General features: G+C 64.2%; 24 protein-coding genes. 13 read left to right on the top strand and 11 right to left on the bottom strand.

Annotation, left to right across the window (positions count from 1 at the left end):
- The first annotated feature begins 98 nt into the window (after positions 1-98).
- On the top strand, positions 99-1,547 hold the full coding sequence (locus tag AC0L3A_RS24645) for a glutamine synthetase family protein (RefSeq protein WP_354127022.1): 1,449 nt from the start codon (positions 99-101) through the stop codon (positions 1,545-1,547).
- Between the two features lie 339 nt (positions 1,548-1,886).
- Positions 1,887-2,264 carry a hypothetical protein gene (locus AC0L3A_RS24640; RefSeq protein ID WP_354127023.1) on the top strand — a complete coding sequence of 126 codons (378 nt, stop codon included), beginning with the start codon at positions 1,887-1,889 and terminating at the stop codon, positions 2,262-2,264.
- 181 nt (positions 2,265-2,445) lie between these two features.
- Here AC0L3A_RS24640 and AC0L3A_RS24635 read toward each other — a convergent pair whose 3' ends face one another.
- From AC0L3A_RS24635 to AC0L3A_RS24605, 7 genes are all read right to left on the bottom strand, one after another.
- Entirely contained in the window at positions 2,446-3,174 is a 729-nt protein-coding gene (locus AC0L3A_RS24635; protein WP_354127024.1) for an ABC transporter ATP-binding protein, read from the bottom strand.
- Positions 3,167-3,934 (bottom strand): ABC transporter ATP-binding protein, encoded by a 768-nt coding sequence (locus AC0L3A_RS24630; protein ID WP_354127025.1) that lies wholly within the window; start codon positions 3,932-3,934, stop codon positions 3,167-3,169. Before AC0L3A_RS24630 ends, AC0L3A_RS24635 begins: the two co-directional genes overlap by 8 nt.
- Positions 3,927-4,871, bottom strand: coding sequence for a branched-chain amino acid ABC transporter permease (locus AC0L3A_RS24625; RefSeq protein WP_473255365.1), 945 nt, complete (start codon positions 4,869-4,871; stop codon positions 3,927-3,929). Before AC0L3A_RS24625 ends, AC0L3A_RS24630 begins: the two co-directional genes overlap by 8 nt.
- Complete coding sequence (locus AC0L3A_RS24620; protein ID WP_007615745.1) at positions 4,868-5,785, bottom strand: branched-chain amino acid ABC transporter permease; 918 nt, start codon at positions 5,783-5,785, stop codon at positions 4,868-4,870. The genes AC0L3A_RS24625 and AC0L3A_RS24620 overlap by 4 nt, the downstream gene beginning before the upstream one ends.
- A 311-nt stretch (positions 5,786-6,096) precedes the next feature.
- A complete protein-coding gene (locus AC0L3A_RS24615) occupies positions 6,097-6,315 on the bottom strand; it encodes a hypothetical protein (RefSeq protein WP_027514447.1) in 219 nt (72 codons plus the stop codon).
- A gap of 1 nt (position 6,316) precedes the next feature.
- Positions 6,317-6,976 carry an acyl-homoserine-lactone synthase gene (locus tag AC0L3A_RS24610; RefSeq protein ID WP_354200159.1) on the bottom strand — a complete coding sequence of 220 codons (660 nt, stop codon included), beginning with the start codon at positions 6,974-6,976 and terminating at the stop codon, positions 6,317-6,319.
- 83 nt (positions 6,977-7,059) lie between these two features.
- Positions 7,060-7,788, bottom strand: coding sequence for a helix-turn-helix transcriptional regulator (locus tag AC0L3A_RS24605; protein WP_007597931.1), 729 nt, complete (start codon positions 7,786-7,788; stop codon positions 7,060-7,062).
- Between the two features lie 167 nt (positions 7,789-7,955).
- Between AC0L3A_RS24605 and AC0L3A_RS24600 the strand changes: the two genes are divergently transcribed.
- The 9 genes from AC0L3A_RS24600 (at position 7,956) to AC0L3A_RS24560 (ending at position 16,994) form a co-directional block, all read left to right on the top strand.
- Positions 7,956-8,132 carry a hypothetical protein gene (locus AC0L3A_RS24600; protein WP_007597932.1) on the top strand — a complete coding sequence of 59 codons (177 nt, stop codon included), beginning with the start codon at positions 7,956-7,958 and terminating at the stop codon, positions 8,130-8,132.
- A gap of 328 nt (positions 8,133-8,460) precedes the next feature.
- Positions 8,461-9,399 carry a LysR family transcriptional regulator gene (locus AC0L3A_RS24595; protein ID WP_219679008.1) on the top strand — a complete coding sequence of 313 codons (939 nt, stop codon included), beginning with the start codon at positions 8,461-8,463 and terminating at the stop codon, positions 9,397-9,399.
- Between the two features lie 143 nt (positions 9,400-9,542).
- Entirely contained in the window at positions 9,543-10,421 is an 879-nt protein-coding gene (locus AC0L3A_RS24590) for a shikimate dehydrogenase (protein ID WP_007597935.1), read from the top strand.
- A 58-nt stretch (positions 10,422-10,479) separates the two neighbouring features.
- Complete coding sequence (locus AC0L3A_RS24585) at positions 10,480-11,610, top strand: ABC transporter substrate-binding protein (RefSeq protein WP_007597937.1); 1,131 nt, start codon at positions 10,480-10,482, stop codon at positions 11,608-11,610.
- A 157-nt stretch (positions 11,611-11,767) separates the two neighbouring features.
- Positions 11,768-12,643 carry a branched-chain amino acid ABC transporter permease gene (locus tag AC0L3A_RS24580; protein ID WP_354127029.1) on the top strand — a complete coding sequence of 292 codons (876 nt, stop codon included), beginning with the start codon at positions 11,768-11,770 and terminating at the stop codon, positions 12,641-12,643.
- Positions 12,640-13,638 (top strand): branched-chain amino acid ABC transporter permease, encoded by a 999-nt coding sequence (locus AC0L3A_RS24575; RefSeq protein ID WP_473255364.1) that lies wholly within the window; start codon positions 12,640-12,642, stop codon positions 13,636-13,638. The genes AC0L3A_RS24580 and AC0L3A_RS24575 overlap by 4 nt, the downstream gene beginning before the upstream one ends.
- A complete protein-coding gene (locus AC0L3A_RS24570; RefSeq protein WP_007597944.1) occupies positions 13,635-14,378 on the top strand; it encodes an ABC transporter ATP-binding protein in 744 nt (247 codons plus the stop codon). Before AC0L3A_RS24575 ends, AC0L3A_RS24570 begins: the two co-directional genes overlap by 4 nt.
- A 10-nt stretch (positions 14,379-14,388) precedes the next feature.
- Positions 14,389-15,126 carry an ABC transporter ATP-binding protein gene (locus AC0L3A_RS24565; protein WP_007597945.1) on the top strand — a complete coding sequence of 246 codons (738 nt, stop codon included), beginning with the start codon at positions 14,389-14,391 and terminating at the stop codon, positions 15,124-15,126.
- The gene (locus AC0L3A_RS24560) at positions 15,123-16,994 is read left to right on the top strand and encodes a bifunctional sugar phosphate isomerase/epimerase/4-hydroxyphenylpyruvate dioxygenase family protein (RefSeq protein WP_473255363.1); all 1,872 of its coding nucleotides are present in this window, start codon (positions 15,123-15,125) and stop codon (positions 16,992-16,994) included. Before AC0L3A_RS24565 ends, AC0L3A_RS24560 begins: the two co-directional genes overlap by 4 nt.
- A gap of 150 nt (positions 16,995-17,144) precedes the next feature.
- Here AC0L3A_RS24560 and AC0L3A_RS24555 read toward each other — a convergent pair whose 3' ends face one another.
- A complete protein-coding gene (locus tag AC0L3A_RS24555; protein ID WP_007597947.1) occupies positions 17,145-18,317 on the bottom strand; it encodes an ABC transporter substrate-binding protein in 1,173 nt (390 codons plus the stop codon).
- Positions 18,318-18,624: 307 nt separating this feature from the next.
- On the opposite strand from AC0L3A_RS24555, the gene AC0L3A_RS24550 reads away from it, so the two are divergent.
- On the top strand, positions 18,625-19,887 hold the full coding sequence (locus AC0L3A_RS24550; RefSeq protein WP_473255361.1) for an NAD(P)/FAD-dependent oxidoreductase: 1,263 nt from the start codon (positions 18,625-18,627) through the stop codon (positions 19,885-19,887).
- Positions 19,888-20,063: 176 nt separating this feature from the next.
- On the opposite strand, the gene AC0L3A_RS24545 is transcribed toward AC0L3A_RS24550, so the two are convergent.
- Both AC0L3A_RS24545 and AC0L3A_RS24540 read right to left on the bottom strand, forming a co-directional pair.
- Positions 20,064-21,275 carry an ABC transporter substrate-binding protein gene (locus AC0L3A_RS24545; RefSeq protein ID WP_354127033.1) on the bottom strand — a complete coding sequence of 404 codons (1,212 nt, stop codon included), beginning with the start codon at positions 21,273-21,275 and terminating at the stop codon, positions 20,064-20,066.
- Between the two features lie 44 nt (positions 21,276-21,319).
- Positions 21,320-22,540 (bottom strand): cytochrome P450, encoded by a 1,221-nt coding sequence (locus AC0L3A_RS24540; RefSeq protein WP_354127034.1) that lies wholly within the window; start codon positions 22,538-22,540, stop codon positions 21,320-21,322.
- A gap of 84 nt (positions 22,541-22,624) precedes the next feature.
- Here AC0L3A_RS24540 and AC0L3A_RS24535 point away from each other — a divergent pair, with 84 nt between their 5' ends.
- Positions 22,625-23,131, top strand: coding sequence for a MarR family winged helix-turn-helix transcriptional regulator (locus AC0L3A_RS24535; protein ID WP_007597952.1), 507 nt, complete (start codon positions 22,625-22,627; stop codon positions 23,129-23,131).
- Between the two features lie 359 nt (positions 23,132-23,490).
- Here the strand turns inward: AC0L3A_RS24535 and AC0L3A_RS24530 are convergent, their stop codons facing one another.
- Entirely contained in the window at positions 23,491-25,341 is a 1,851-nt protein-coding gene (locus AC0L3A_RS24530) for a feruloyl-CoA synthase (RefSeq protein ID WP_354127035.1), read from the bottom strand.
- Positions 25,342-25,546 lie beyond the last annotated feature (205 nt).

Here is a 25,546-nt window from a genome sequence, read left to right as displayed (position 1 = left end):
GGCGCAAAGCGCCGTGCCCACCATGCTTCCACGAAGACGATAGACGCGGTGGGCACGCTTCGCTTTGCCCACCCTACATCAGTTGGGAGAGTGGCAAAGTGACTTTCGTCGCGCGTCATGCGCTGTGGTCGGATGAGCAGAACGACGCGGCGACACGCATGCGCCGCATCGTGGAGGAGAAGAACCTCGAGGTCATCCGCCTCGCCTTCCCGGACCAGCACGGCATTTTGCGCGGCAAGACCATCGTCGCGGCCGAGGCGATCGCTTCGCTGGAGAGCGGCTGCTCCATCACCACCACCATGCTCGCCAAGGACACCTCGCACCGCACGGTGTTTCCGGTGTTCACGTCGGGCGGCGGCTTCGGCATGAAGGAGATGGAGGGCGCGGCCGACGTGCTGATGATCGCCGATCCCTCCACGTTTCGCGTTTTGCCGTGGGCACCGACCACGGGCTGGGTTCTCTGCGACCTCTATTTCAACGACGGCCGTCCCGTGCCGTTCGCGACGCGCGGGCTCTATCGCAAGGTGCTCGGCGAGCTCGCAAGCCGCGGCCACGATTTCGTGGCGGGCCTCGAGGTCGAATTCCACATCTTCAAGCTCGATGATCCGCATATGCGGCCCGAGGACGCTGGCCAGCCCGGCACGCCGCCCTCGGTGAGCCTGCTCAGCCACGGCTATCAATATCTCACCGAGCAGCGCTTCGATCAGATGGAGCCGGTGCTGGAGATCTTGCGGCGTGACATCGTCGCGCTCGGATTGCCGTTGCGCTCGGTCGAGGTCGAATTCGGGCCGAGCCAGTGCGAGTTCACCTTCGCGCCGAAGAAGGGGCTGGAGCCCGCCGACAACATGGTGCTGTTTCGCTCCGCCGTGAAGCAGATCGCGCACCGCCACGGCTATCACGCCACCTTCATGTGCCGACCGAAGCTGCCGAACCTGTTCGCGAGCGGCTGGCATCTGCACCAATCGGTGGTCTCACGCGCGAGCGGCGAGAACCAGTTCATGGCCCAGGAAACGACCAAAGACGGCGGCGAGCCGCTCAGCGCGTTCGGCCGCGCCTGGCTTGCGGGCCTGCTCGACCACGCCCGCGCGTCGACCGTGTTCACCACCCCGACCATCAATGGCTACAAGCGCTACCGCTCCTATTCGCTGGCGCCGGACCGCGCAATCTGGGGCCGCGACAATCGCGGCGTGATGATCCGCGTGCTCGGAGCGGCCGGCGATGCCGCCACGCGCCTGGAAAACCGCATCGGCGAGCCCGCCGCCAATCCCTATCTCTACATGGCCTCGCAGATCCTCTCAGGGCTGGACGGCGTCGATCGCAAGCTCGATCCCGGCCCGTCGGCCGACACACCCTACGAAACCAAGGCGCCGCTCTTGCCGAAGTCGTTGCGCGATGCGGTCGGCGCACTGAAGGACGATCCGTTCTTCCGCGAAAAGCTCGGGCCTGAGTTCGTCGATTATTACACCCACATCAAGAATGCCGAGATCGACCGCTTCCTGTCCGAGGTGACCGACTGGGAGCACCGCGAATATTTCGAGGTGTTTTGACCTGCTCCCTCTGACCTCCTCCCTTGCAGGTGGAGGCGCAGCGGCTCAATGCTCACACCCCCGTGAGGTGACTTCGTCCCACCTGTTCCGGCGACATCAGGTCGCGGTCCGACGAAACCATTTTCGTCACGTGCCGAAAACCGCCGGAAAAACACCGGGGTTAACCTTTGTCCAGTGATCAACAACGGAGTTCGGTCATGTGGGGTGAATTGTTCAGCCTGATCTATCGCCTGTCCTGCCGGACCACTCTGATCGAAATCGGCGCGCATCGGCTGGCGCGCTGATGGGCCAGTCAGACGCCAATAGGTAAGCCGGATTGACCAGATAATGGGGATTTCCATGCGAAAGCTGATCCTGATCGCAGCGCTCTCGCTGTTCGCAACACAAGCACATGCCGGCGGTGCACGCAGTTTGAGTCTTGCGGCGACCAACGCAAGCCAACCGGCCGCCGAGCAACCGGCCTCGCCGACAGCCGCACCGCAGACGACGCAGGCCCCGACGGCAACCCCGCCGGCGAATGTCCAGACGGCGACCACTAGCCCGACTTTAGCGCCTCCGGCAGCGACTGCCACGACAACCGCGAGCGCTCCGGCTGCAACTCAGTCCACTGGTGCACCGGTGGCCAGCACGACCGAGACGACCAAGCCGAAGCGCCGCCAGCCATCCACCGAGGCGCGCGTGATCCGCGAACTGCATCGGCATGGGATTTACTGGTGATTGCCAATGTCGTCCTGGCGAAAGCCAGGACGCATTACCCCGGGGAAGGGGTTTGGCGAAGATTCTTCCTCCGGTACTGATACCGTCCACAATGGACAGACCTCGCGGTATGGGTCCTGGCGTTCGCCAGGACGACACCGGGTGAGCGGCCACGCGTACCGTCCCTCACCTCGCCGCCGCCTCAAATCCCCAGATATTTGTGCTGCAGATCCGGCTCGGCCATCAGTTCGTCGGAGGTGCCACTCCACACCGTCTTGCCGCGCTCGATGATGGTGTGGCGGTCGCAGATGCGGGCCAGGTGGTCGACGTTCTTGTCGACGACCAGGATCGACTGTCCCCGGCTCTTGAGCAGCGACAGGCAGCTCCAGATCTCTTCGCGGATCAGCGGCGCCAGGCCTTCGGTGGCTTCATCCAGGATGAGGAGCTTCGGGTTGGTCATCAGCGCGCGGCCGATCGCGAGCATCTGTTGCTCGCCCCCGGAGAGCTGGTTGCCCATGTTGGAGGCGCGCTCGGCGAGGCGCGGAAACATCACGTAGATCGCCGCCAGCGTCCAGGGATTGCTGCTGTCGAAACGATCGGCGGCGGCCGCGACCAGGTTTTCGCGCACTGTGAGGTTCGGGAAGATCTGCCGCCCCTCGGGGACGAGGCCGACTCCGAGTTGCGCGATCCTGTAGGACGGCTGCGTCCGCACTTCCGAGCCCGCAAAGCGGATGCTGCCTGCGCGCGCCGGCGTCAGGCCCATGATGGAGCGGATGGTCGTGGTCTTGCCCATGCCGTTGCGGCCCATCAGCGAGACCATCTCGCCTGATTTGACCGACAGCGACAGGCCGAACAGCACCTGGGACAGGCCGTAGCAGGTCTCGATGCCGTCGACCTCGAGCAGCGTGTCACCCATCCCTTTTTCAGCCATGGTGCGTCACCACATGCGCCTCGCCGAGATAGGCGCGCTTGACGTCCTCGTTCGCCCTGATCGCGGCCGGATCGCCGGAGGCGATGACGCGGCCATAGACCAGCACCGAGATACGGTCGGCCAGCGCAAACACCGCCGGCATGTCGTGCTCGACCAGCACGATCGAGACCTCTTTCCGCAGTTCCTGGAGCAGCTGCACCATGCGCTGGGACTCGGTGACGCCGAGGCCGGCCATCGGCTCGTCGAGCAGCAAAAGTTTCGGCTTGCTTGCCAGCGCCACGGCCAGCTCGATCTGGCGACGCTCGCCATGACTGAGCCTAGACACCAGGACATCGGCACGATGGGCGAGACCGACGCGGTCGAGCGCGGCATGCGCGGCATCGCGCAGGCCCTTCTCCTTGCGTGCATCGGCGAAGAAGCGAAACGAGGTGCCGGCATGCGCTTGCGCCGCGAGCGCAACATTGTCGGCGGCGGTGAAATCGAGCAGCAGCGAAGTGATCTGGAACGAACGTGCCAGGCCCAACGCGCAGCGGCGATAGGCCGGCAGATAGGTGATGTCGCGCCCCGCCAGCGAGACGCTGCCGGAATGCGGCTCCAGATGCCCGGTGAGCTGGCTGATCAGCGTGGTCTTGCCGGCGCCGTTCGGGCCTATGATGGCGTGCAGCTCACCCGCCGCGACGTCGAGCGAGACGTTGTCGGTCGCAATGATGCCGCCGAAGCGGCGCACCAGCTTGTCAACGCGGAGCAGCGGCTCAGCCACGTTGGAGCCTCCCGAGCAGGCCCATGATGCCGCCGCGGCCGAACAGCACGATCAGCAGCAGCATCGGGCCCATGATCAGCGCCCAGTATTCGGTGAGCTGCGACAAGAACTCTTCCAGCAGCAAATACACCACGGCGCCGATGACCGGACCGAACAGCGTGCCCATGCCCCCGAGGATCACCATCACCATGAGGTCGCCGGAACGCGTCCAGTACATCGCGGCCGGGCTGACGAAATCGGTGTTGTTGGCGAGCAGCGCGCCGGCAAGGCCGCACATCATGCCCGAGATGACGAAGCAGACCAGCTGGTAGCGTTTCGAGGGAAAGCCGATCGCCTGCATGCGCTGCTCGTTGGAGCGCAGGCCCTGCAGGACGAGGCCGAAGCGCGAATTGGCGATGCGCCAGATCAGGAAGACCACGCCCAATAGGCAGGCGAGGCAGAGATAATAGAACTGGGTGCGGTTCGACAGATTGATCAGCCCGGAGAAGTCGCTGCGCTTGTAGACGGTGAGGCCGTCATCGCCGCCATAACGCGCCAGCCCCGAGGCGACGTAATAGGCCATCTGCGCGAAGGCGAGCGTGATCATGATGAAGTAAACGCCACGCGTGCGAAGCGAGAGCGCGCCGATCACCAGCGCGTAAGTCGCGGAGGCCGCGAGCGCGACCGGAAACTGGATGAAGCCGCTTCCCACGCCTTCCTGCGCCAGCATGCCGACCGCGTAACCGCCGATGCCGAGATAGGCGGCGTGGCCAAAGCTCATCATGCCGCCAAAACCCATGATGAGGTTGAGGCTCGCGGCCGCCAGCGCCAGAATGACGACGCGGGTGAACAGCGTCAGGATGAAGATGTTGCCGGACAGTTGCGAATACAGCGGCAGCAGCACCAAACCAGCCAGCATCAGAGCCGTGACGGCCTTGCTCACAGTGAAAGTCTTCATCGGCGGTTGGCCGGAAACAGCCCCTCCGGACGCACCACCAGCACGATCGCCATCAGCAGATAGATCAGCATGGACGACAACGCGGGCGCGGCGGTGGAGGCCGCGGCGCCGCTCAGCACCTGCCGCAACAAATTGGGCAGGAAAGCGCGGCCGAGCGTGTCGATCATGCCGACAAAGATCGCGGCCAGGAACGCGCCGCGGATCGAACCGATACCGCCGATCACGATGATAACGAAGGCCAGAATCAGGATGTTCTCGCCCATGCCGATCTGCACGGTGAGGATCGGCGCCTGCATCAAGCCGGCAAGGCCGGCGAGCGCGGCACCGAGGCCGAACACCAGGGTGTAGAGCAGCTTGATGTTGATGCCGAGCGCACCGATCATCTCGCGGTTGGAGGCGCCGGCCCGGATCAGCATGCCGATGCGGGTGCGCATCACGCCGAGATAGAGCAGCAGCGCAACCAGCAGCGCCACGACGATGATGGCGAGGCGATAAGCGGGATAGTGAATGCCCGGCAGGATCGGCACCGGCACGGTGAGCCAGGCCGGCAGCGGCAGCGCAAGCCCGGCCGGCCCCCAGATCAGCCGCACGGCTTCATTGAAGAACAGGATCAGGCCGAAGGTCGCGAGCACATGGTCGAGATGGTCGCGTCCATAGAGATGCCGCAGCGCGGTCATCTCGAGCACAATGCCGAGCACGAGCGTCGCGCCGAGCGCCAGCAGCGCGCCGAGCAGGAAGCTGCCGGTCCAGGCTGCGAAGGTCGCGGCGAAATAGGCGCCCATCATGTAGAGCGAGCCGTGCGCGAGGTTGACGAGATCCATGATCCCGAACACCAGCGTCAGGCCGGCGGCGAGCAGGAACAGCAGCAGGCCAAACTGCAATCCGTTCAAGAACTGTTCGACGACGAGCAGCATCAAAACTCTTTCAGGCGCACGCAGGTTCGCGCCGATGTTCGAACACGGTCGCCATCAGTGAAAGAGCTCCCCCTGCCTCTACAAGGCGGAAAAATGGGTAATGGCAGTATCGTTCCGAGGCAAGAGCGATTCGACACCCAACATGCACTTTGTTGCATGCCGATGCATCCGATCGGTCCTGGCCCCTGCAATCGGCCTTGCAAGAAGACTGCCGCGCAGGATGGGTCAACCTGACGCACCCAAAACGGATCACCCTCCCTCCGTTGCCGGAGAGAGGGTGTGAATTCGTCGCAACGTGTAGATGGAGCCGCCTAGTGCGACGTCATCTGCCGGGGAAGGTCATCCGGCTCGGCAAGCACGCTATTGGCCGTCGAGGCCTCCAGCGCCGCCATCCGGAACAGATAGGCGAGCGTCGCCAATCCGGTGTCTTCCGCCATCTGCGCGAGTTCGAGCGCCATGTCGGACATGTAGCCGAGATTTTCGTCCTTGATCTGCGCCATGATCTGGCTGTCCCGCATCATGTTCGACATCTCAGGCGCTCTTTCGTTGCGCGGCAGCGAGGCCGCAGAGGTTGGCACGGGCGACGGCGTCCAGACGCGGGCCGTCCTGTTGCACGATAGAAGGCACACCGATGCGATCATGCAGGGCATCGAGCGTCTCGCGACGAATGTCGATCGTCGCCGCCATGGTCCACGCATTCTCCACCAGAGCCGGTAGGCCGAGCGGGGTCACGACGAAGCCGGCCTCATGAAAGCGCGGCAACCACCAGGTTTCCATGATCGCGCTGACCTGCGCGATCCCCTGACCGAGGCAGAACTCCTGCACCGCCGCCATCAGTTGCAGGTTGAGCGCGCCGTCGCGGCGATCGCGCACGACGAAGTAGCGCGACCATTCCCAGACCAGCGGATCCGAAGGACAGCCGCGAACCGATGCCAGATGCGGAAAGACTTCGCTCATCATCGAAGGCTTGGTGGTCGGGTAGAGCCGGTGACCGCCGATAACACGGCGTCCCTCCAGCGCAAGCAGATAGACTGTGTCCTCGTCGTCATAAGCATCGATCTCGCGACAATCCGGCCTGCGCAGCGTCTCCCAGCGCCGCTCTTCGACGAAGATGTCGTGCCGCAGCCGGAAATGCTGATCGAGTACATCTTCGTAAAGGTGGCGATTTACTGCAGAAATGGCGTGAATCATGAAAGCCCCCATTCGTCCTCAATGGAGGGCACCCTCTGCGAAAAGAGAATGGTTCGATATTGGGAAATTTCCCAGTACGTCGCTTAGGGATTGATGATCTTGTTGCGAATCGCCAGTGCAACCGCATGCGTACGGTTCACGGCTCCGAGCTTGCGCCCGGCGGTCGCGAGATGCTCTTCGGCGGTACGCTGCGTGATGTGCAGTATCTCGCCGATTTCCCAGGCCGATTTGCCCTGTGAGGCCCAGGAGATCACCTCGCGCTCGCGCGGAGTGAGGCGCGTCGAGGGATACGGCGCCGGATCGAGCAGACGGCGAATGTGGTCGAAGCCATACATCGCCATCAGGTGCAATGCCGGCTTGCTGCGGGCGTTGAGATCGAGATGGATGCCGCCGAGCGACACGGCGGCTTCATAGCCGGTGAGCCCGTGGATCGGCACGATGAAGCCGCGCGACATGCGGAAATCGCCGGCGCGGTTCATGACCTCCGCCGCGCCCGGATCGAGTTCGGCATCATAGGGCGCTTCCGACCACTCGAATGGGTTGACCGATTGTCGGCACATCCGCACCACGGGGTCGACGCGGTCGTAGTTGTTCTGGGTGTAGAGGCTGAACCATTCCGCGGGCCAGCGCTTGGCGAGCACCATCTGTGCGAACCGCTGGTCGGGATTCGGCAACCCTGTCACGATGATGGTTTCAAAGCCGAAGCGCCCGAAGGCCCCTTCGAGCGCATTCATAGCGTCCGGAACCCTCCGATAGGCCCCTAGCCCCTCAATGAAGTCGAGCGCTTCCCGGCCATAATCCACGGCGGACATCGGTGCGTTTCCTGACCCTCGCTGTGCGATATAGCACGTCTTTGGGCACTGCCTCAATTCACGGTTTCCGTAGTTTCCCGGTATCCCATTGACCAAGAAGGTTTAATCTACTTGTGGAAGAAGCGACGTCAAGATACACCTACAATGTCTGAAGCGGGGAAACCACGATGGAAGACGAGGACATCGCCCTCAACAGCGTGCTCGGCCTGGAACTCAACCGCGTATTTTTCGCGGTCCGCGAAACGGCAAACAAGCAGAAGATCATCGAGTTCGCGCGCGGGGTGCTGCAAAGCGAGCGCAGCAAGCCAGCAGAGAGCGCCTCGCCGGACGGACCGGCGAGCTAGCACGCAATCGCTGTGAGCGCACGAACGGTCCGTTCGGTGCCATGCCTTCCTCTGAACCGAACAACCGAACGCGAATGTTTCCTTCCTTCTCCCCTTGTGGGAGAAGTGGCATAGGCGGCCTTCGGCCGCCGTTCTTAAAACAAAACGCCGATGCTTCGCATCGGCTATGGCGCCGGATGAGGGGTTGTTTCCACGCGTTCAAATGCGCGAGGCTCGCGCGGGAGAGAACCCCTCACCCGTCTCGCTCTATCGCTGTGATCCACCCTCTCCCACAAAGGGGAGAGGGGAAGGCAGCGCCGCCTACGATTATCTTTTGGATGCCTAGGACATGATGACGCTGCGCCAGGTTGAAGTGATCCGTGCCGTGATGGTGACGGGCACGATCGGCGGCGCGGCGAAGCTGCTGAACGTTTCGGCGCCGGGCATCAGCCGCCTCGTCAAATACACCGAGCGCTCGCTCGGCATCCGCTTCTTCCAGCGCCAGAACGGACGCTATTTCCCCACCCCGGAAGCCGAGAACATCTTCGAGCAGATCAACGGCGTCTACAAGAAGGTCGACGACCTTTCCGAGATCATCTCCAAGATCGGACGCGGCGGATTGTCGGAATTGCGCATCGGCTCGGTGCCGAGCATTTCGCAAGTCATGGTGCCGCGCGCGATCGAGCGGGTCCGGCGGCGCTATCCGGATCTCGGCATCGACATCAACATCCTCAAGCTCGAGGAAGCCATCGACTACCTCATGCTCGGCCGCGGCGAGTGCGTGGCGATGAGCTACCGCCTGGAGCATTCCGGGCTCGACTTCATGCCGCTCGCCTCAGGCGAGCTCTACTGCATCGTGCCGCCGGGCCACGAGCTCGCCGGCCGCAAGCAGGTCTCCGCCGCCGAGATCACGCGCTATCCGCTGATCGGCATTGATCCCAACGATCCCTACGGGCGGATCATGGCCGAGATCTTCGCGCGCCACCGCCTCGCATACAACATCACCATCCGCGCCCGCTTCGGCACCACGGTCTGCGCGCTGGTGAAGGCGGGGCTCGGCATCGCCGTCATCGACCAGTTCACGGTGGCCCATGGCGGCTATCCCGGCATCGAGCTGATCAAGATCACCGAGCCAACGCGATTCGAGACCTATATCGCGGTGAAGCGCGGCGCGCCGCTGTCGCTTCATGTCGAGTATTTCATCGAGTCCCTGCGCGCGGAGATGCGCGCAGTCGAGCCGTCGCAGGGCAAAGGCAGGGCCGCGGCGGCACGGGGGCGGAAGAGATAACATTATGTTAGGTTTGCAGGACAAAAGGGTAATTGTGTTAGGCCGAGGAAAGACTATCGTTCCTAGGGGAAGCCCCTTGGAATTGGGCGGATTTCCCCGCTAATGGCCGGGACCGAACGCTCCCAACGAGACGATAGCGAACCATGTCAAAGCGCGGACCCGCCGCATCCAAAAAGCTCCTGACCGGCCTGATCGGCGCACCCATCGCGCATTCCGCCTCCCCTGCCATGCATGAGCGCGCCGCGGAGGGGCTTGGCCTGCGCGGACATTATCAGCTCATCGAAGTGGCCGGCGCCGATACGGCCGGGCTCCGGCTGATGCTGGAAGGCGTGCGGCGCCTCGGCTTTGCCGGCGTCAACGTCACCTTTCCCTACAAGGAGGCGGTGGTCCCGCTGCTCGATGAACTGGCACCGGGTGCGGCCGCCATGGGGGCGGTCAACACCGTCGTCGTCAGGAACGGACGGCTGACCGGCCACAACACCGACACGACCGGCTTTGCGCGCGCCGTCGCGCCGCTGCTGGCGCCGTCCGGCAACGCGGTGGCCGTGATCGGCACCGGCGGCGTCGGCAAGGCGATCGCCTTTGCGCTGGCGAGCCTTGACGTGACCGACATCCGCATCTTCGACAGCGAGCCGGCACGCGCCGAAAAACTCGCCGCGCTGCTCGTCAAGCAGGGGGGCGCCAGGGTCGCCGCAAGCGTCGAGGATGCGCTCGACGGCGCAACCGGCCTCGTCAACGGCACACCGGTCGGCATGCTGCCGAACCGGGAAACGCCGGTCTCGCCGACGCTGCTGCGTCAAAACCTGTGGGTCGCCGACGCCGTCTACTCACCGCTGATCACGCCGCTGCTGGCGGCCGCCCAAGCCAAGGGCGCGCGGATCATGACCGGCCGGGAGCTTGCGATCTACCAGGCCGCCGACGCTTTCGAACTGTTCACGGGTCTTGCCCCATCGACCGAGATCATGGGAGAGGCATTCGACGAGGTGATGGCGGCACGAAGCTCGGCCTATCACGCAGCGTAACCGAAGCGGCCGGACACAAGGCCGCGCACAACATCAACGAAAAATGGGAGGAGAGACCATGAAATCGACCATTCTGGCCGGCGCCCTGCTTGCCTTCGCGACTGCAACCAGCGTCCACGCCCAGGCGATCAAGCTCGCCGACGTCGCCGAGTTGTCCGGCGGCGGCGCCACCGTCGGCACCAACTGGAAAAACGGCATCGACCTCGCGATCGAGGAGATCAACGCCAAGGGCGGCGTGCTCGGCCGCAAGCTCGAAGTCACTCATGCGGATTCGCAATCCAACCCCGGCGTCGCGCGCGCGCAGGTGCAAAAGGCGCTCGACGCCGAGCCCTATGTGCTGCTCGGACCCGGCTATTCCGGCTCGGTGAAGGTGACCGCGCCGTTGGCGGCCGAAGCCGGCATCGCGCAGATCATGGGCGGCGAAGCCGCCGAGCTGACGCAAGGCGGAAACAAATTCCTGTTCCGCACCTCGTTCGGCCAGCAATCGTCGATGCCGAAGGTCGCCAAATACATTCACGACGACATGAAGGCGAAGTCGGTCGCCGTGGTCTGGGTCAACAACGATTTTGGCCGCGGCGGTCGCGATGTCGTCGTCAAGGAGCTCGACCGGCTCGGCTCCAAGGTGGTCGCCGATCTCTCGACCGAAGCAGGTCAGGCCGATTTCGCCGCCGACGTCGGCAAGATCAAGGCCGCCAATCCCGATGCCGTGTTCGTCTATTTGAACGAGGAAGAGAGCGCACGTATCCTGAAGGAGCTGAAACGTCAGGGCGTCACCGCGCCGCTGATGGGCGAGACCACGCTGATCGGGCAGAAGGTGATCGAGCTCGCGGGCGATGCCGCCAACGGCGCGCGTGGCCATGTCGGTCTCACCACCGATGCGCCGGTCGACCTGATCAAGGCGTTTCGTGACAAGTTCGCGAAGAAGTACAATTACGTGCCTGATCATAACGGCCTGAAAGGCTATCTCGCGGTCTACATGGTGAAGGCCACCACCGACAAGATGGGGAAGGTGGATTCGAAGGCGTTCGCCGACACCCTGCACGGCCTGACCATTAAGGCCGCGGACGAGCCGGGCATCCTGATGGACGTCACCTTCAGCGACACCGGCGACATCGACCGCCAGAGCTTTCTGGTGGAAGTGGTCGAAGGCAAGCAAGTGGTGAAGCAGGTGCTGCCGAAGGTGAAGTGAGGTCTTTGCCTCTCGCCGCGCCTGTCCGCCGAAGGTTTAGCGAAGGCGGATGCGGAGCGAGATCTTTCGTCTCCCTCTCCCCGCCCTTCGCGGGGAGAGGGAGAAAAGGAAGAGCGGGGAGAGCGAGAAGACAGAGCGCGAGCGCCGAGAGGGGAAAATGTCCAATCTGTTCGATCTTCTGGTCGCGGGACTTGCCACCGGCGCGATCTATGCGCTGGTCGCGGTCGGCTTCACGCTGCTGTGGCAGACTTCGCAGACCATCAATTTCGCGCAGGGCGAGTTCGTGATGCTGCCGGCGTTCCTGATGCTGGCGGCGATGCATGCCGGCGCGCCGTTCTGGCTCGCGATCATCCTCGGCATCCTGCTCTCGATGCTCCTGCTCGGCCTCGCCTTCAAGATGCTACTGGTCGATCCGATGCTACGCCACGGCGTGCTGCCGCTCGCGATCGCGACCATGGCGCTCGCGATCGGCCTCAAGGAGGCCGTCAAGCAGTTCTTCAGCGCCGAAGCCTCACCCTTCCCCTCGATCGTGCCGACCGGCGATATCTCCATCCTCGGCCATGCCGTCTCGCTGCAAAGCATCGGCGTTCTCCTCCTCGCCATCCTTGCCGTCTTCGGCTTGACTGCGCTTCTCGACCGCACCTCGCTCGGCCACCAGATGCAGGCGGCGGCGCAGAACCCGACGGTGGCGCGCATCATCGGCGTCCCTGTCGAGCGCATGATTCTCCTGACCTTCCTGATCAACGCGTTCCTGGTCGCGCTCGCCTCGCTGTTGATCACGCCGATCTACCTCGCGAAATTCACGTCCGGCGAGGTGCTGGGCCAGGCTGCCTTCATCGCCGCGATCATCGGCGGCTTCAACCAGGTGCGAGGCGCGATCGCAGGCGGCCTCCTGATCGGCGTGCTCGACAATCTCGCAGCCGCCTATGTCTCGACGCAGTATCGCGCCGCCGTGCCGATGATCTTCCTGATCGCCGTCATCCTGTTCCGGCCGCAGGGCCTGCTCGGCCGCGCCGAGGAGCGCACAGTATGAGAGGCTTCGCCAAACCTCTCAAGATCGCGTTCGGCCTCATCGTCATCGCTGCGCTGATCGCAGTCCCCATGAACTTCAACCGCTATGGCCTGTTCATCCTGAGCCAATGGGCGGTGATGGCCATCGCCGCGATGGGCCTCAACCTCACGCTTGGCTATGCGGGCCAGGTCTCGCTGGCGCAGGGCGCCTTCGTCGGCATCGGCGCTTACGTGGCAGCGATCATGACCACGCATGGCTGGCCGCTGCCGGCGGCGATCGTCGTCGCGATCGGCCTGAGCTTCGCGGTCGGCTGGGTGCTCGGCTATCCGGCGCTGCGGGTGCAGCACCACTACCTCGCCTTCGTCACGCTCGCCTTCTCCACGCTGGCCTTCCTGGTGTTTCGCAACGAGAGCTGGCTCACCGGCGGCATCTACGGCATCTCCAACATTCCGCGCCCGCACATCTTCGGCATCGCGACCAACAAGCCGCTGCCGTTCTACTATGTCTGTCTCGGCTCGCTCGCGATCGTGTCGCTTGCAGTGTGGTGGCTGATCCGCTCGCCCTGGGGCCGCGCCTTCATGGCGCTGCGCGAAAACCCGCTGCGGGCGCAGTCGCTGGGCGTCGACACGCGACGCTATACGCTGATGGCGTTCGCGATCGGCTCTGCGCTCGGCGGCGTCGCCGGCGCGCTCTATGCGCCGCTGACGCAATATATCGATCCCGTGCCGTTCAACCTGTCGCTCTCGCTCGACCTCCTGATGATGGTGATCGTCGGCGGCGCCGGCTTCTTCCTGGGTCCGTTCCTCGGCGCGATGATCGCGGTGCTGCTGCCGGAATGGCTGCGCTTCACCGAGGGCTATTATCTGATGCTGTACGCGATCGCGGTGATGGGGCTGCTGATCTGGTCGCCGACCGGCATTTTGGGAATCCTCGACCGCTATCTCGCCGAGCGCCGAACCAAGGCGGCCTCGGCCCAGCGCGCCGTCGCAAAGTCCCGGCTGGAGACAGTGCAATGAGCGCGGTCCTCGAAGTCTCCGACATCAAGAAGAATTTTGGCGGCATCAGCGCCGTCGGCGGCGTCTCTTTCGACGTCCGCGAGGGCGAGATCCTTGGCCTGATCGGACCGAACGGCTGCGGCAAGTCGACCCTGTTCAACTGCATCCTCGGCCAGCTCACGCCGAGCGGCGGCGAGGTCAAGCTCGACGGCAAGGTCGTCACGGGCCTGCGACCCGCCGAGCTCAACAAGCTCGGGGTCAGCCGCACCTTCCAGCTCCTGCAGGTTTTCCCAAAACTCTCGGTGCGCGAGAACCTGATCCTCGCAGGACAGGAGCACCAGGGCAGCATGGCCTCGCGGCTGGTCGGCCGCTCCGATGCCGGCCTGACGGAGGCCGCCAACCAGATGATCGGCTTCTTCAAGCTCGATCATCTTGCCGACGAGCCGGCCGGCGGTTTGTCCTACGGCCAGCAGAAGCTGCTCGACGCCGCCATGGCCTTCATGGGCGGACCGCGGCTGGTGCTGCTCGACGAGCCCGCCGGCGGCGTCAACCCGTCGATGCTGGCGGACCTGAAGGAGCGGCTGGTCGCGATCAACTGCGAGAAGAACGCCACCTTCGTCGTGATCGAGCACAACATGGAATTCGTGATGTCGCTGTGCTCGCGCGTGATGGTGATGGCGGAAGGCAAAGTGCTGGCAATGGGACGACCCGACGAGGTCCGAAAGAACCCCGCCGTGATCGAAGCCTATCTCGGACATTAGGAGAGCGACCATGAGCGATCCGATCCTCTTGGTTCACAATCTCGTCGGCGGCTACGGCAAGATGACGATCCTGAACGGCACCACCTTCGCCGTGCCGCAGGCCACCATCACCACCATCATCGGCCCGAACGGCGCCGGCAAGTCCACCGTGTTCAAGGCGATCTTCGGCCTGCTCAAGCTGCGCGAGGGCAAAATCAGCTTCGCCGGCCGCGACGTCACCAATCTGAGCCAGCGCGCGCTGCTCAATGCCGGCATCTGCTACGTGCCGCAGGGCCGCAACATCTTTCCCGAGCTGTCGGTGCGCCACAACATCGAGCTCGGCGGCGTTTCCGCCGGCAAGGGCATCGACCTGCAGAGCCGGATCGAGGCCGCGCTCGACCTGTTCCCGGCGCTGCGGCGGAAATCGACGCAGCAGGCCTCCACGCTATCTGGCGGCGAGCAGAAGCAGCTCGAAATCGCCCGCTCGCTGCTGCTCGAGCCGAAGCTCGTGCTGATCGACGAGCCGTCGATCGGCCTGTCGCCGCTGATGGTGCAGCAGACTTTCGACATCCTGAAATCCCTGCGCGACCGCGGCGTCACCATTTTGATGATCGAGCAGAACGCACGCTCGGCGCTGGAGATTTCCGACATCGGCATCGTGCTCGAGCTCGGCCAGACCCGCATGGTCGACGGTGCGAAGCGCATTTTGAATGATCCCCGCATCGGACAATTGTTCCTTGGCGGCGCCATGGAGGACAACGCAGCATGACCAAACGCTCGATCGCAACGGTCTCTCTCTCCGGCGCACTTGACGAAAAGCTCCGCGCCATCGCATCCGCCGGATTCGACGCGGTCGAGATTTTCGAGAACGATCTGCTGTCGTTCGGCTCAGGCCCGCGCGACATCGCAAAGCTCTGCGGGGACCTCAATCTCGAGATTTGCGCGTTTCAGCCGTTCCGCGATTTCGAGGGCATGCCGGAGCCGCAGCGTTCGCGCAACTTTGCCCGCGCGATGCGCAAGTTCGACCTGATGCAGGAGCTCGGCACCGATCTGCTGCTGATCTGCTCCAACGTGTCGCCGGCCGCGCTCGGCGGCATCGACCGCGCCGCAGACGATTTTCGCGAGCTTGGCGAGCGCGCCGCCAAGCGGTCCTTGCGCGTCGGCTACGAGGCATTGGCCTGGGGACGCCACGTCAACGATTACCGCGACGCCTGGGAGATCGTGCGGCGCGCCGACCATCCCGCGATCGGCGTGATCCTCGACAGCTTTCACGCACTGGCCCCCGGCTTTCCGGTCCGCGCGATGGCCTCGATCCCCGGCGACAAGATCTTCCTGGTCCAGCTTGCGGACGCGCCGAAGCTCGAGCTCGACATCTTGTCGTGGAGCCGGCACTTCCGCTCCTTCCCCGGCCAGGGCGACCTGCCGGTCGGCGAGTTCATGGCGGCGATCGCGGCGACGGGCTATGCCGGGCCGCTGTCGCTGGAGATCTTCAACGACCAATTCCGCGCCGGCTCGGCCATACAGACCGCGGTCGACGGCCTGCGTTCGCTGATCCTGCTGGAGGACCAGCTTGCACCGGCTTGGCCAAAGCTCGTCAGCGAACCCTTGGCGCCCAAGCCCAAAAGTGGAGGCACGGGATTCATCGAGTTTGCCGTCAACGAGACCAAGGCCGGCGAACTGGCCCGCCTGCTCGCGCAGCTCGGTTTCCGAAAGACCGGCAAGCATCGCAGCAAGGCGGTGGAGCGATGGTCGCAGGGCAAGGTCGAGCTCGTCGTCAACTCCGAGACCGACGGCTTTGCGCATTCGCACTACGTGACGCATGGCCCCGGCGTCTGCGCCATCGCGCTCGACGTCGACAATGCCGGCCTCGTCATGCAGCGCGCCGAGACACTGAAGGCGCGCACCTTCTACCAGCCGGTCGGGCCGGGCGAGCTCGAGATTCCCGCAATTCACGGCGTCGGCGGCAGCCTGCTGTATTTTCTCGACCAAGCCGGCAAGAACTGGAACACGGATTTCGAACCGGTCCCGAGCGACGCCGGCGCGGACGCGCTGCTAGCTGTCGATCACATCGCGCAGTCGATGCCCTACGACGAGATGCTGTCCTGGCTGCTGTTCTACACCGGCATCCTCGATCTCGAGCGGCTGCCGCAGATGGAGATCGCCGATCCCAGAGGCCTCGTGCAAAGCCAGGCCGTCATCAACGGCGACCAGAGCCTGCGCTTCGTGCTCAACGGCTCATCCGCCAACCGCACGCTGCCGGCCCGTTTCATCTCGGAGTTTTTCGGCTCGGGCGTGCAGCACGTTGCATTCTCCTGCCGCGACATCTTTGCGGCGGTCGCGGAAATGCGCAAGCGGGGCGCGGATTTTTTGGATATCCCGGACAATTACTACGACGACATCGAAGCCAAATACGACCTCGCACCCGAGTTGATGGCCCAGCTGCGCGCCAACCACATTCTCTACGACCGCGAAGGCGACGGGGAGTTCTTCCAGGTCTATACCCACATCTTCGACGAGCGGTTTTTCTTCGAGATCGTGGAGCGGCGGGATTATCAGGGGTTTGGTGCGGCCAATGCCGGAATCAGGCTTGCCGCGCAGGCTCGCGAGGTGCGGCCTGTGAGCATGCCGCGGGTGTAGTGGCCGTCATTGCGAGGAGCCCTTGCGACGAAGCAATCCAGAATCCCTCCGTGGAAAGATTCTGGATTGCTTCGCTACGCTCGCAATGACGAGAGAGAGAGCTGAGAACCCCTCTCCCCGTAAGGACGGGGAGAGGGAGAAGCAATCAGCTCACTTCATCGCGCATTTGTCGTGGAAACGATCCTGGTCGTTTTCGACGATGGTCGCGACCGTCTTCAGCGAGAGTTGGCCCTCGCCGTCCTTGACCACGTCCTGGAGATAGAAGCTCTGCACCGGGATGTGGTTCTTGCCGTACTTGAAGGGACCGCGCAGCGACTTGAAGTTGGCCTTCTCCATCTCGGCCTTCATCGCGTCCTTCTTGCTGGTGTCGCCCTTCACCGCGACCACCGCGCTGTTGATGAGCTGGGCCGCGTCGTAGGCTTGCGCGCCGTAATAGGTGGGACGCAGGCCGGTGTATTTCTTGCGATAGTCGGCGACGAAGCGCTTGTTCTGCTCGTTGGGCAGATCATTCACCCATTCCTGCGCGCCGGGAACGCCGAGCGCATTCTCCTTCTGCAGCGGCAGCGACAGCTCGTCGACGGTGAAAGCCGTGTAGAGCGGCATCGTGCTCTTCAGCCCGGCCTGCGCATATTGATTGAGGAACTGCACGCCGGCTGCACCCGGATAGAACACGAAGATCGACTCGGCCCCCGAGGCGCGCGCCTTGGACAGCTCGGCGGAGAAGTCGAGCTGGCTCGGCCAGACCGTGTATTCCTCGCCCTTGACCTCTCCCTTGAACGTGCTCTTCACGCCCGCGAGCATGTCCTTGCCGGCGGCATAGTTCGGGCCGATCAGGAACACGCTCTTGACGCCCTTCTGGTTCATGTAGAGGCCCATGGCAGCCGGAGTCTGGTCGTTCTGCCAGGAGGTCGAGAACACGTAGGGCGAACAAAGATCGCCGGCGAGTTGCGACGGGCCGGCATTGGCCGAGATCAGGAAAGTCTGCGAGTCCACCGCGGTCTTCAGCGAGGCCAGCAGCACGTTGGACCAGATATAGCCGACGATGAAGTCGACCTTGTCGGACTGCACCAGCTTCTCGGTCTTCTGCTTGCCGACGTCGGGCTTCTGTCCGTCGTCCTCGTAGATCACCTCGACCGGCTTGCCGTCCATCTTGCGGCCGAGATGATCGAGCGCGAGCTCGAACGAGTTGCGCATGTCATTGCCGATCACGGCGGTCGGGCCGCTGAAGGTCGAAACGAAACCGATCTTGATGGTGTCGCCGGCGGATGCCGGGCCTGCCAGCACCAGCGCCGCTGCGCCCGCCAGCCAGAATGCCGTCCTCATAACCACTCCCCTCCATATTATTATGCCCGGAAGCGGGGTGATTGCCGCCCCGGGTCATCTCTATTGAACGCAAAATCTGTCGCGCCGCCAATGGCTCGGCGCCCGCCCCTGCACCATATTTCGCCCCGATCGGCGATAGCAAGAAATATAATTCTACTCACTTCGGCGGAGCATGCGGCGCTTTTTAGCGGGATAGCGATACACTCGATACCCTTAGCCTATCCGTCCATTGATGACGGCTATTGGACCGCCACGCCCAATCCGCACTTAAATGAGAGAATAGAGCAGCGAGATTCGAGGGCGCATCATGACCACGACACCGCACCGCGTCGTCATTGTCGGAGCCGGCTTCGGCGGGCTGGAGACGACCTACCGGCTCGCCGGCAGCCCGGTCGAGATCACGCTGATCGACCGCCGCAACCATCATTTGTTCCAGCCGCTGCTTTACCAAGTCGCGACCGCCTCGCTCGCGACCAGCGAGATCGCCTGGCCGGTCCGGCACCTGATGCGCGACCGGCGCGATGTGACGACGCTGTTTGCGACCGTCAGCGGCGTCGATGCCGGCAGGCGCTGCGTGCTGATCGACGATGGCAGCGAGGTGCCGTACGATACGCTGGTGCTCGCCACTGGCGCGCGGCACGCTTATTTCGGCCACGACGAATGGGAGCAGTTCGCGCCCGGCCTGAAGACGCTGGAGGACGCGACCACCTTGCGCCGTCATATCCTGGTGGCGTTCGAGCGCGCCGAGCGCGAGACCGATCCGGCCAAACGCGCGGCACGGCTGACTTTCGTCATCGTCGGCGCCGGTCCAACGGGCGTGGAGCTCGCGGGGACCATCGCCGAGATGGCGCACCACACCTTGCCAGCCGACTTCCGCAATATCGACACCAACAAGGCGCGGGTGGTGCTGATCGAGGCGGGTCCGCGCGTGCTCGCAGGCTTTCCCGATGATCTCTCGGCCTATGCGCAGGCCTCGCTGGAGAAAATCGGCGTCGAGGTCGTGCTGGGACAGGCCGTCACTGAGATCGACCGCGACGGCGTGGTGTTCGGCGGCGAGCGGCTCGATGCCAAAACCAAGATCTGGGCCGCCGGCGTCCGTGCCTCGCCCGCCGCGGAATGGCTGGGCGCACCGGCCGATCGCGCCGGACGCGTCCAAGTGGAAGCCGATCTCACCATCCCCGGTCATCCAGAAATCTTTGCGATCGGCGACACCGTTTTGATCAACGCCTGGGACGGCAAGCCGGTGCCCGGCATCGCGCCGGCCGCCAAGCAGCAGGGCCGTCACGTGGCCGAGACCATCAAGGCCCGGCTGCGCCAGGAGCCGACCGGGCCGTTCCGCTACAAACACTCCGGCAGCCTCGCGCAGATCGGCAAGCGGCTCGCGGTGATCGATTTCGGCCGCATCAAGCTGCGCGGCACCATCGCGTGGTGGATCTGGGGCATCGCCCACATCTACTTCCTGATCGGCTTGCGCCACCGCCTCAGCGTCGCGCTGAGCTGGCTCTGGATCTACGCCCGCGACCAGCGCGCCGCGCGGCTGATTACGCAGGGAAGCAGCAAGGTGGTGTAGCTTTTTCTTCCTTCTCCCCTTGCGGGAAAAGGTGGCGCGAAGCGCCGGATGAGGGGTCTGTCTCAGCGCGCTCGAAAGAGAATGACTCGCGGAGAGAACCCCTCACCCGGCTTCGCTTTGCGAAGCCACCCTCTCCCACAGGTGGAGAGGGTGCAGCGGCGCTCGCGGCTACATCACTACTTCACCAACCCGCACCCACCTTCCGCCAACGGTCGAAACGCCTGCTCCGCAGAGATCGTCGAGACCAGCTTGTAATAGTCGTACGGATATTTCGATTCCTCCGGCTTCTTCACCTCGAACAGATACATCGGATGCACGACGCGGCCGTCCTGGCGGATCGTGGTGTCGCCGAACAGCTTGTCCTTACCCCTAAACTTCTTCATCTCGGGCACGGCGTCCTTGGCGTTGTCGCTGCCGGTCGCGGCGACCGCGTTGAGATAAGCGAGCGTGGATGCATAGACCCCGGCCTGGTTGCCGCTCGGCATCTTGCCGTTCATGCCGGGCCGCGCGGCGAACCGCTTGGCGAAGGCGCGGGTGTCGTCGTTCATGTCCCAGTAGAAGGCTTCCATGAGCTGGAGCCCTTGCGCGACCTTGATGCCCATGCCGTGGACGTCGTTGATGAAGAGCAGGAAGGCGACGAGCTTTTGTCCGCCCTGCTGGATCCCGAACTCGGCGGCCTGCTTCACCGCATTGATGGTGTCGCCGCCGGCATTGGCGAGCCCGATCACCTGCGCCTTCGAGCCCTGCGCCTGCAACAGGAAGGAGGCGAAGTCGGAGGTGCCGAGCGGATGCTTGGAGGACCCCAACACCTTGCCGCCATGCGCCTCGATGTATTTCTGGGCTTCCGCCTCGATGCCCTTGCCGAGCGCGTAATCGACCGTGAGGAAATACCAGTCCTTGCCGCCGCGCGACATCATCGCGGCCGCCGTGGTGTTGCCGGTGGCCCAGGCGTCGTTGACCCATTGGATGGTGTTGGGGGAGCAGGCCTTGCCGGTGAGATCGGAGCTCGCGGTCGACGATGCCAGGAACGTCATGCGGCTGTCGCGCAGCAGCGTGTTGATGGACAGACCGACCGCCGAATTCGGCACGTCGACAATGGCGTCGACGCCTTCGACATCGAGCCATTTGCGCGCGATGGCATTGCCGACGTCGGCCTTGTTCTGGTGATCGGCATAGACGATCTCGACCTTGATGCCTTTGCCGCCGCCGTTGAAATCCTCAGCGGCCATGCGCGCGGCCTCGACCGAACCCATGCCGTTGGTGTCCTGGAAGATGCCCGAGATATCGTTGAGCACGCCGACGCGCACGACATTGTCCGATATCTCGGCATTTGCCGCACCGCCAATCAGGCTCGCGGCCAGCGCAAGCGTCCACTTCAAATGTCTCATGGTTCCCTCCCCTGTCGTATTGATTGTCTTCGACGCCAGTAGCATCAGGCCGGCGTGATCGTTACAGGCAGGCTGTCAAGACCGCGCAGCGTGTTGTTGAAGCGGCGCTGTGGCTCGCCCGTGATCTCGATCTTCGCGATCCGGCGAGCCAGCGCCGCAAGCATTGTCTCGCCTTCGAGCCGCGCGACCAGCTGGCCGACGCACATGTGAATACCTGAGCCATAGCCAACATGGCCGGACGTGCGGCGGGTGATGTCGTAGCTGTCAGGCTTGTCCCAGCGCCGCGGATCGCGATTGGCAGCCGCCAGGAACATCAACACCTTCTCACCCTCACCGATGGTCGCGCCTGACAGTTCGACCTCGCGGGTTGTCGTGCGGAAGAAGGTCTGCACCGGGCTTTCAAAGCGAACGGCCTCCTCGAAAGCGTTGCGTGCCAGCGTGACATCGTTGCGCAGGCGCTGCCACTGCTCAGGGAAGCGCGCGAGGCAGTAGACCGCAGCCCCGATGCCGTTGACGGTGGTGTCGAGGCCCGCCGACAGCAGCGAACGCACCAACAGCGGCGCTTCGGTGGCGGTGATGGCACCCTCGTCGACATGGGCGTGGATGCAGGCGCCGATGCCGCCGGGCGTGAGGTTGTCCCGCTGGCACTGCTCGGTGACGTAAGCCTGGTGTGGCGCCGAGCGCGCGATGGCTTCCTGGCGCAGCTCGTTCGGCGGGCCGAAGGCGTTGAACACGACGCTCGCATAGGGAATCAGATGTTCGCGCCCCTCCGGCTTCAGCCCGAGCGCATTCGGGAAGATCGACAGCGGATAGGCCTCGGCGAGGTCCGTGATGGCATCGAAGCTGCGCTTCTCCAGCAGCGCGTCCACACGCTGTTCCGCTGCCGCGGCAAAGCGGTCGCGCAGCCCCTTCATGACCGTCGGCGACAGCACCTTTGAGAGCACCGCGCGGGTGCGGGTGTGCGCGGGCGGATCGGCTTCGAGGATCAGGCTCGGCGGCCGCCACGGCGTCTCCTTCTTGAAGTCGGACAGGCCGACGCCGCGGCTGGAGCAGAAGGTCGCGGGATCATTCAGGACGGCATGGACCTCGGCATAGCGCGCGACGCCATAGACGTTCCACTTGTCGAGATAGACGACAGGTCCCGCCTCCCGCAGCAGCTCATGCGTGGGATAGGGATCGGCGAAAAAATCCATCGCGAAAGGATCGACGTCGAGATGCGGGACGGCCGACGAACCGTTGATTTCCGGGGAGCTGGAAGCGCTCATGGAAGTCCTCACTTATTTTGATCTTGTGCAAGGGCGGCGCTTACCCTTAGGTCTTTCGGACACGCCGCGAGACAGAATCCCGATATGCCGCCGTCTTCGACCAGAGCCCGCCAGAAACCTGCGCCCGCCGATACGGGACCGACGCTCGATCTCGACCGCTACGTCCCCGCGTTCATCACCTTCATCGCCAACAAGCTCTCGAACAGCGCCACGGCGTTCTATCAGCGGCAGTTCGGCGTCAACGTCACGGAATGGCGGATCATGTCGCTGCTGGCGATCGAGCCCGGCATTCCGGCGTCGCGCATCTGCCACGTCATCGGTTTCGACAAGGGCCCGGTGAGCCGAACGCTGGCCGGTCTGGAAAAGCGGGGCCTGATCTCGATCCGCACCGATCCCAACGATGGGCGCACCCACTCGATCTCGCTGACGGCGAAGGGCCGCGCCATCCATGACAAGGTGATCGTCGCGGCATTCGAGCGCGAACGGCGCCTGTTGTCCTGCCTGGACAAAGACGAGCGCGAGGTGCTGATCGACCTGTTGCGCCGTCTGCACGAAAATCTCGGCGCGGTCACCGGCAGCACCGAGACCTGACGAACCACGCAGCGAGCGCTGAGCCCTGTCATGTCCGGGCATGCACCGTCGTTCGCCGGCGGTACCCTCTCTGCCGAGCATAGCTTCCTCCGATCCGACGCGGCGGTTCTCCCGCCGTCATCCTAGTCTGGAACGGTTCGCACAAACTAGTTGCTTAGGCAACAAAAGAATCATGCAGGATAATGCGGCAGGTTGGCTGGCCTTTTTCTTTGCCCCGCTCTCGTGTTCCGGACGCGCTGCAGCGTGAAGCGCTGCTGCGCAGAGCCGGGATCCACGCGACCGCGCGCACAAACGAGATAGGCCCGGCTCTGCAGCGCATCACTGGGTGCTGCGCTGCTTCCGGGGCACGGGCCCAAGCCCTACAGACCGATCCACTCGCCTGGCGCAGCGTCATCCAACCGCGCCACCGCATCGGCACGCCGCGTCAGCACCGCGCGCTGATTGATGTAGCCCTTGTCGGTGATCTCGCCGCCGTCCACCGACGGCGGCTCGTCGAGCAGCAGGGCACGCGTGGCGTGGCCGGAGGAGTTGGCGCCGTGTTGCTTGAGCTTCGCCAGACCCTGCGCGATCGCGGCTCTGACCTTGTCATGCGCAAGCACGTCGTTGACGCCTGCGGTCTCAGGCAGGCCCGCATGCGCGCGGCACGCAGCGATGTTCGGAAACACCAGGAAGCGCACCTCGTCGCCGCCATGGCCGGTGATGACGATATCCTGCGCGAGCGGCGCCAGCGCGGCGATGCCGGCGAGGCGCAGCGTGCCGACGCTGACCCAGGTGCCGGAATTGAGTTTGAAATCCTCCGCGACGCGGCCGTCGAAGAACAGGCCGCGCTCGGGCCGCTTCGCATCGGCGAACTTCACGGCGTCACCGATGAGATAAAATCCCTCGTCGTCGAACGCCTGCCTGGTCAGCTCCGGCGCTTTCCAATAGCCCGGCGTGACGTTGGGGCCGCGCACGCGCACCTCCAGCTTGTCGCCCGAGGTGACGAGCTTCAATTCGGTGCCGGGGATAGGCACGCCGATGTTGCCCGAGCGTTCCGCGAGGAAATGGCAGTCGGTGGCCAGCGGCGAGGTCTCGGTCGAGCCCCAGGCCGAGACCATCGGCATCGCGCGGCCAACAGTCTTGACGGAGAGTTCTTCGAGCGCGTCCCAGAGATTCTGCGGCAACGCGGCACCGGCGTAGAACGCGAATTTCACCTCGCTGAAGAAGCGGCGACACAGTTCCCCGTCGCCGCGCAGCGCCGCGATCAGCATATCGAAGCCGCGCGGCACGTTGAAATAGACCGTCGGCATCACGCTTCTGAGATTGGCGAGTGACATCGCAAACAGACCGGGCGCCGGCTTGCCGCCGTCGATATAGAGCGAGCCGCCATTGCGCAGCACGAGATTGAAATTGTGGTTGGCGCCGAAGGTGTGGCTCCAGGGCAGCCAGTCGAGAATGACGAGATCGTCGCGCCCCTGTTCGAGAAACGTCCAGGTCTGCGCCTTGGCCTGCTGGCTCGACGTCAGCATGCGCTGGGTGTTGATCACGGCTTTCGGCGTGCCGGTCGAGCCCGAGGTGAACAGGAATTTTGCGATGGTGTCCGGTGTGACAGCGGCGAAGGCTCTTGCGACGTCCGCCGTTTCAGGCGTCGCCGCAACGGTGCGAAAGGCGAGCGCATCGGCGTCGCTCGCGTTGCCGCTGATGACCTGCGCACGATGCAGCGGCTTGATCGCGGCCAGCGCCGCCGCAAACGGCTTGGTCGCGGAGACATAGATCGCGCCGGGCTCCAGCAACGAGATCATGCTCCTGAGCTTGTCAAAATCCTTCGACATCAGCGAATAGGCTGGCGAGATCGCGGCCGAGGGCACGCCGACATGCTGGGCCGCGAGCGCAAGCAGCGCATGGTCGATACTGTTATCGGATAGGATCACGAGCGGGCGTTCGGCGCCGAGTCTTTGCGCCAAAATCCACGACGCGGCCGCGCGGACTCTCCGCAAGGCCCCCGCGTAGGTCATGGTGGCCCAGGGCGTATCGGCGCTGTCACGCTCAGCGAGGAAGACCGTGTCGGGCTTTTGCCGCGCCCATTGCTCCAGCCAGTCGCCGACGCAACGCGCGCCATCGCGCAGGGCCTCGGGCGAGCGCAGCACGATGCTGCCGTCCGCGCGATGCTCGGCAACGGTTCTGGGTGTCGCGAACAGGCTCGAAGCATCACCGCGAGGGGCGGCTGTCATGGTTTCCTCCTCGCCCGGAAGCCGGGATCGACCGCAGCCTCGTCGCGGACCGCGTTGGCCGGCATGTTGGCCACGACAATTGTTGGGGCGCAAGCTCGAGGCCGGTGAGCTGCCCATTATTTGCGCAAATGCCCGTAACAGGGCGCTGACACGCAGGCCCGCCGGCGCTCGAAATATCCCCCAAGCCACTGATCCATCGATAATA

The organism is Bradyrhizobium sp. MI1.3 (assembly GCF_055811695.1).
The sequence above is the reverse complement of the archived record's forward strand: the minus strand, read 5'-3'. Positions and strand labels throughout refer to the sequence as shown.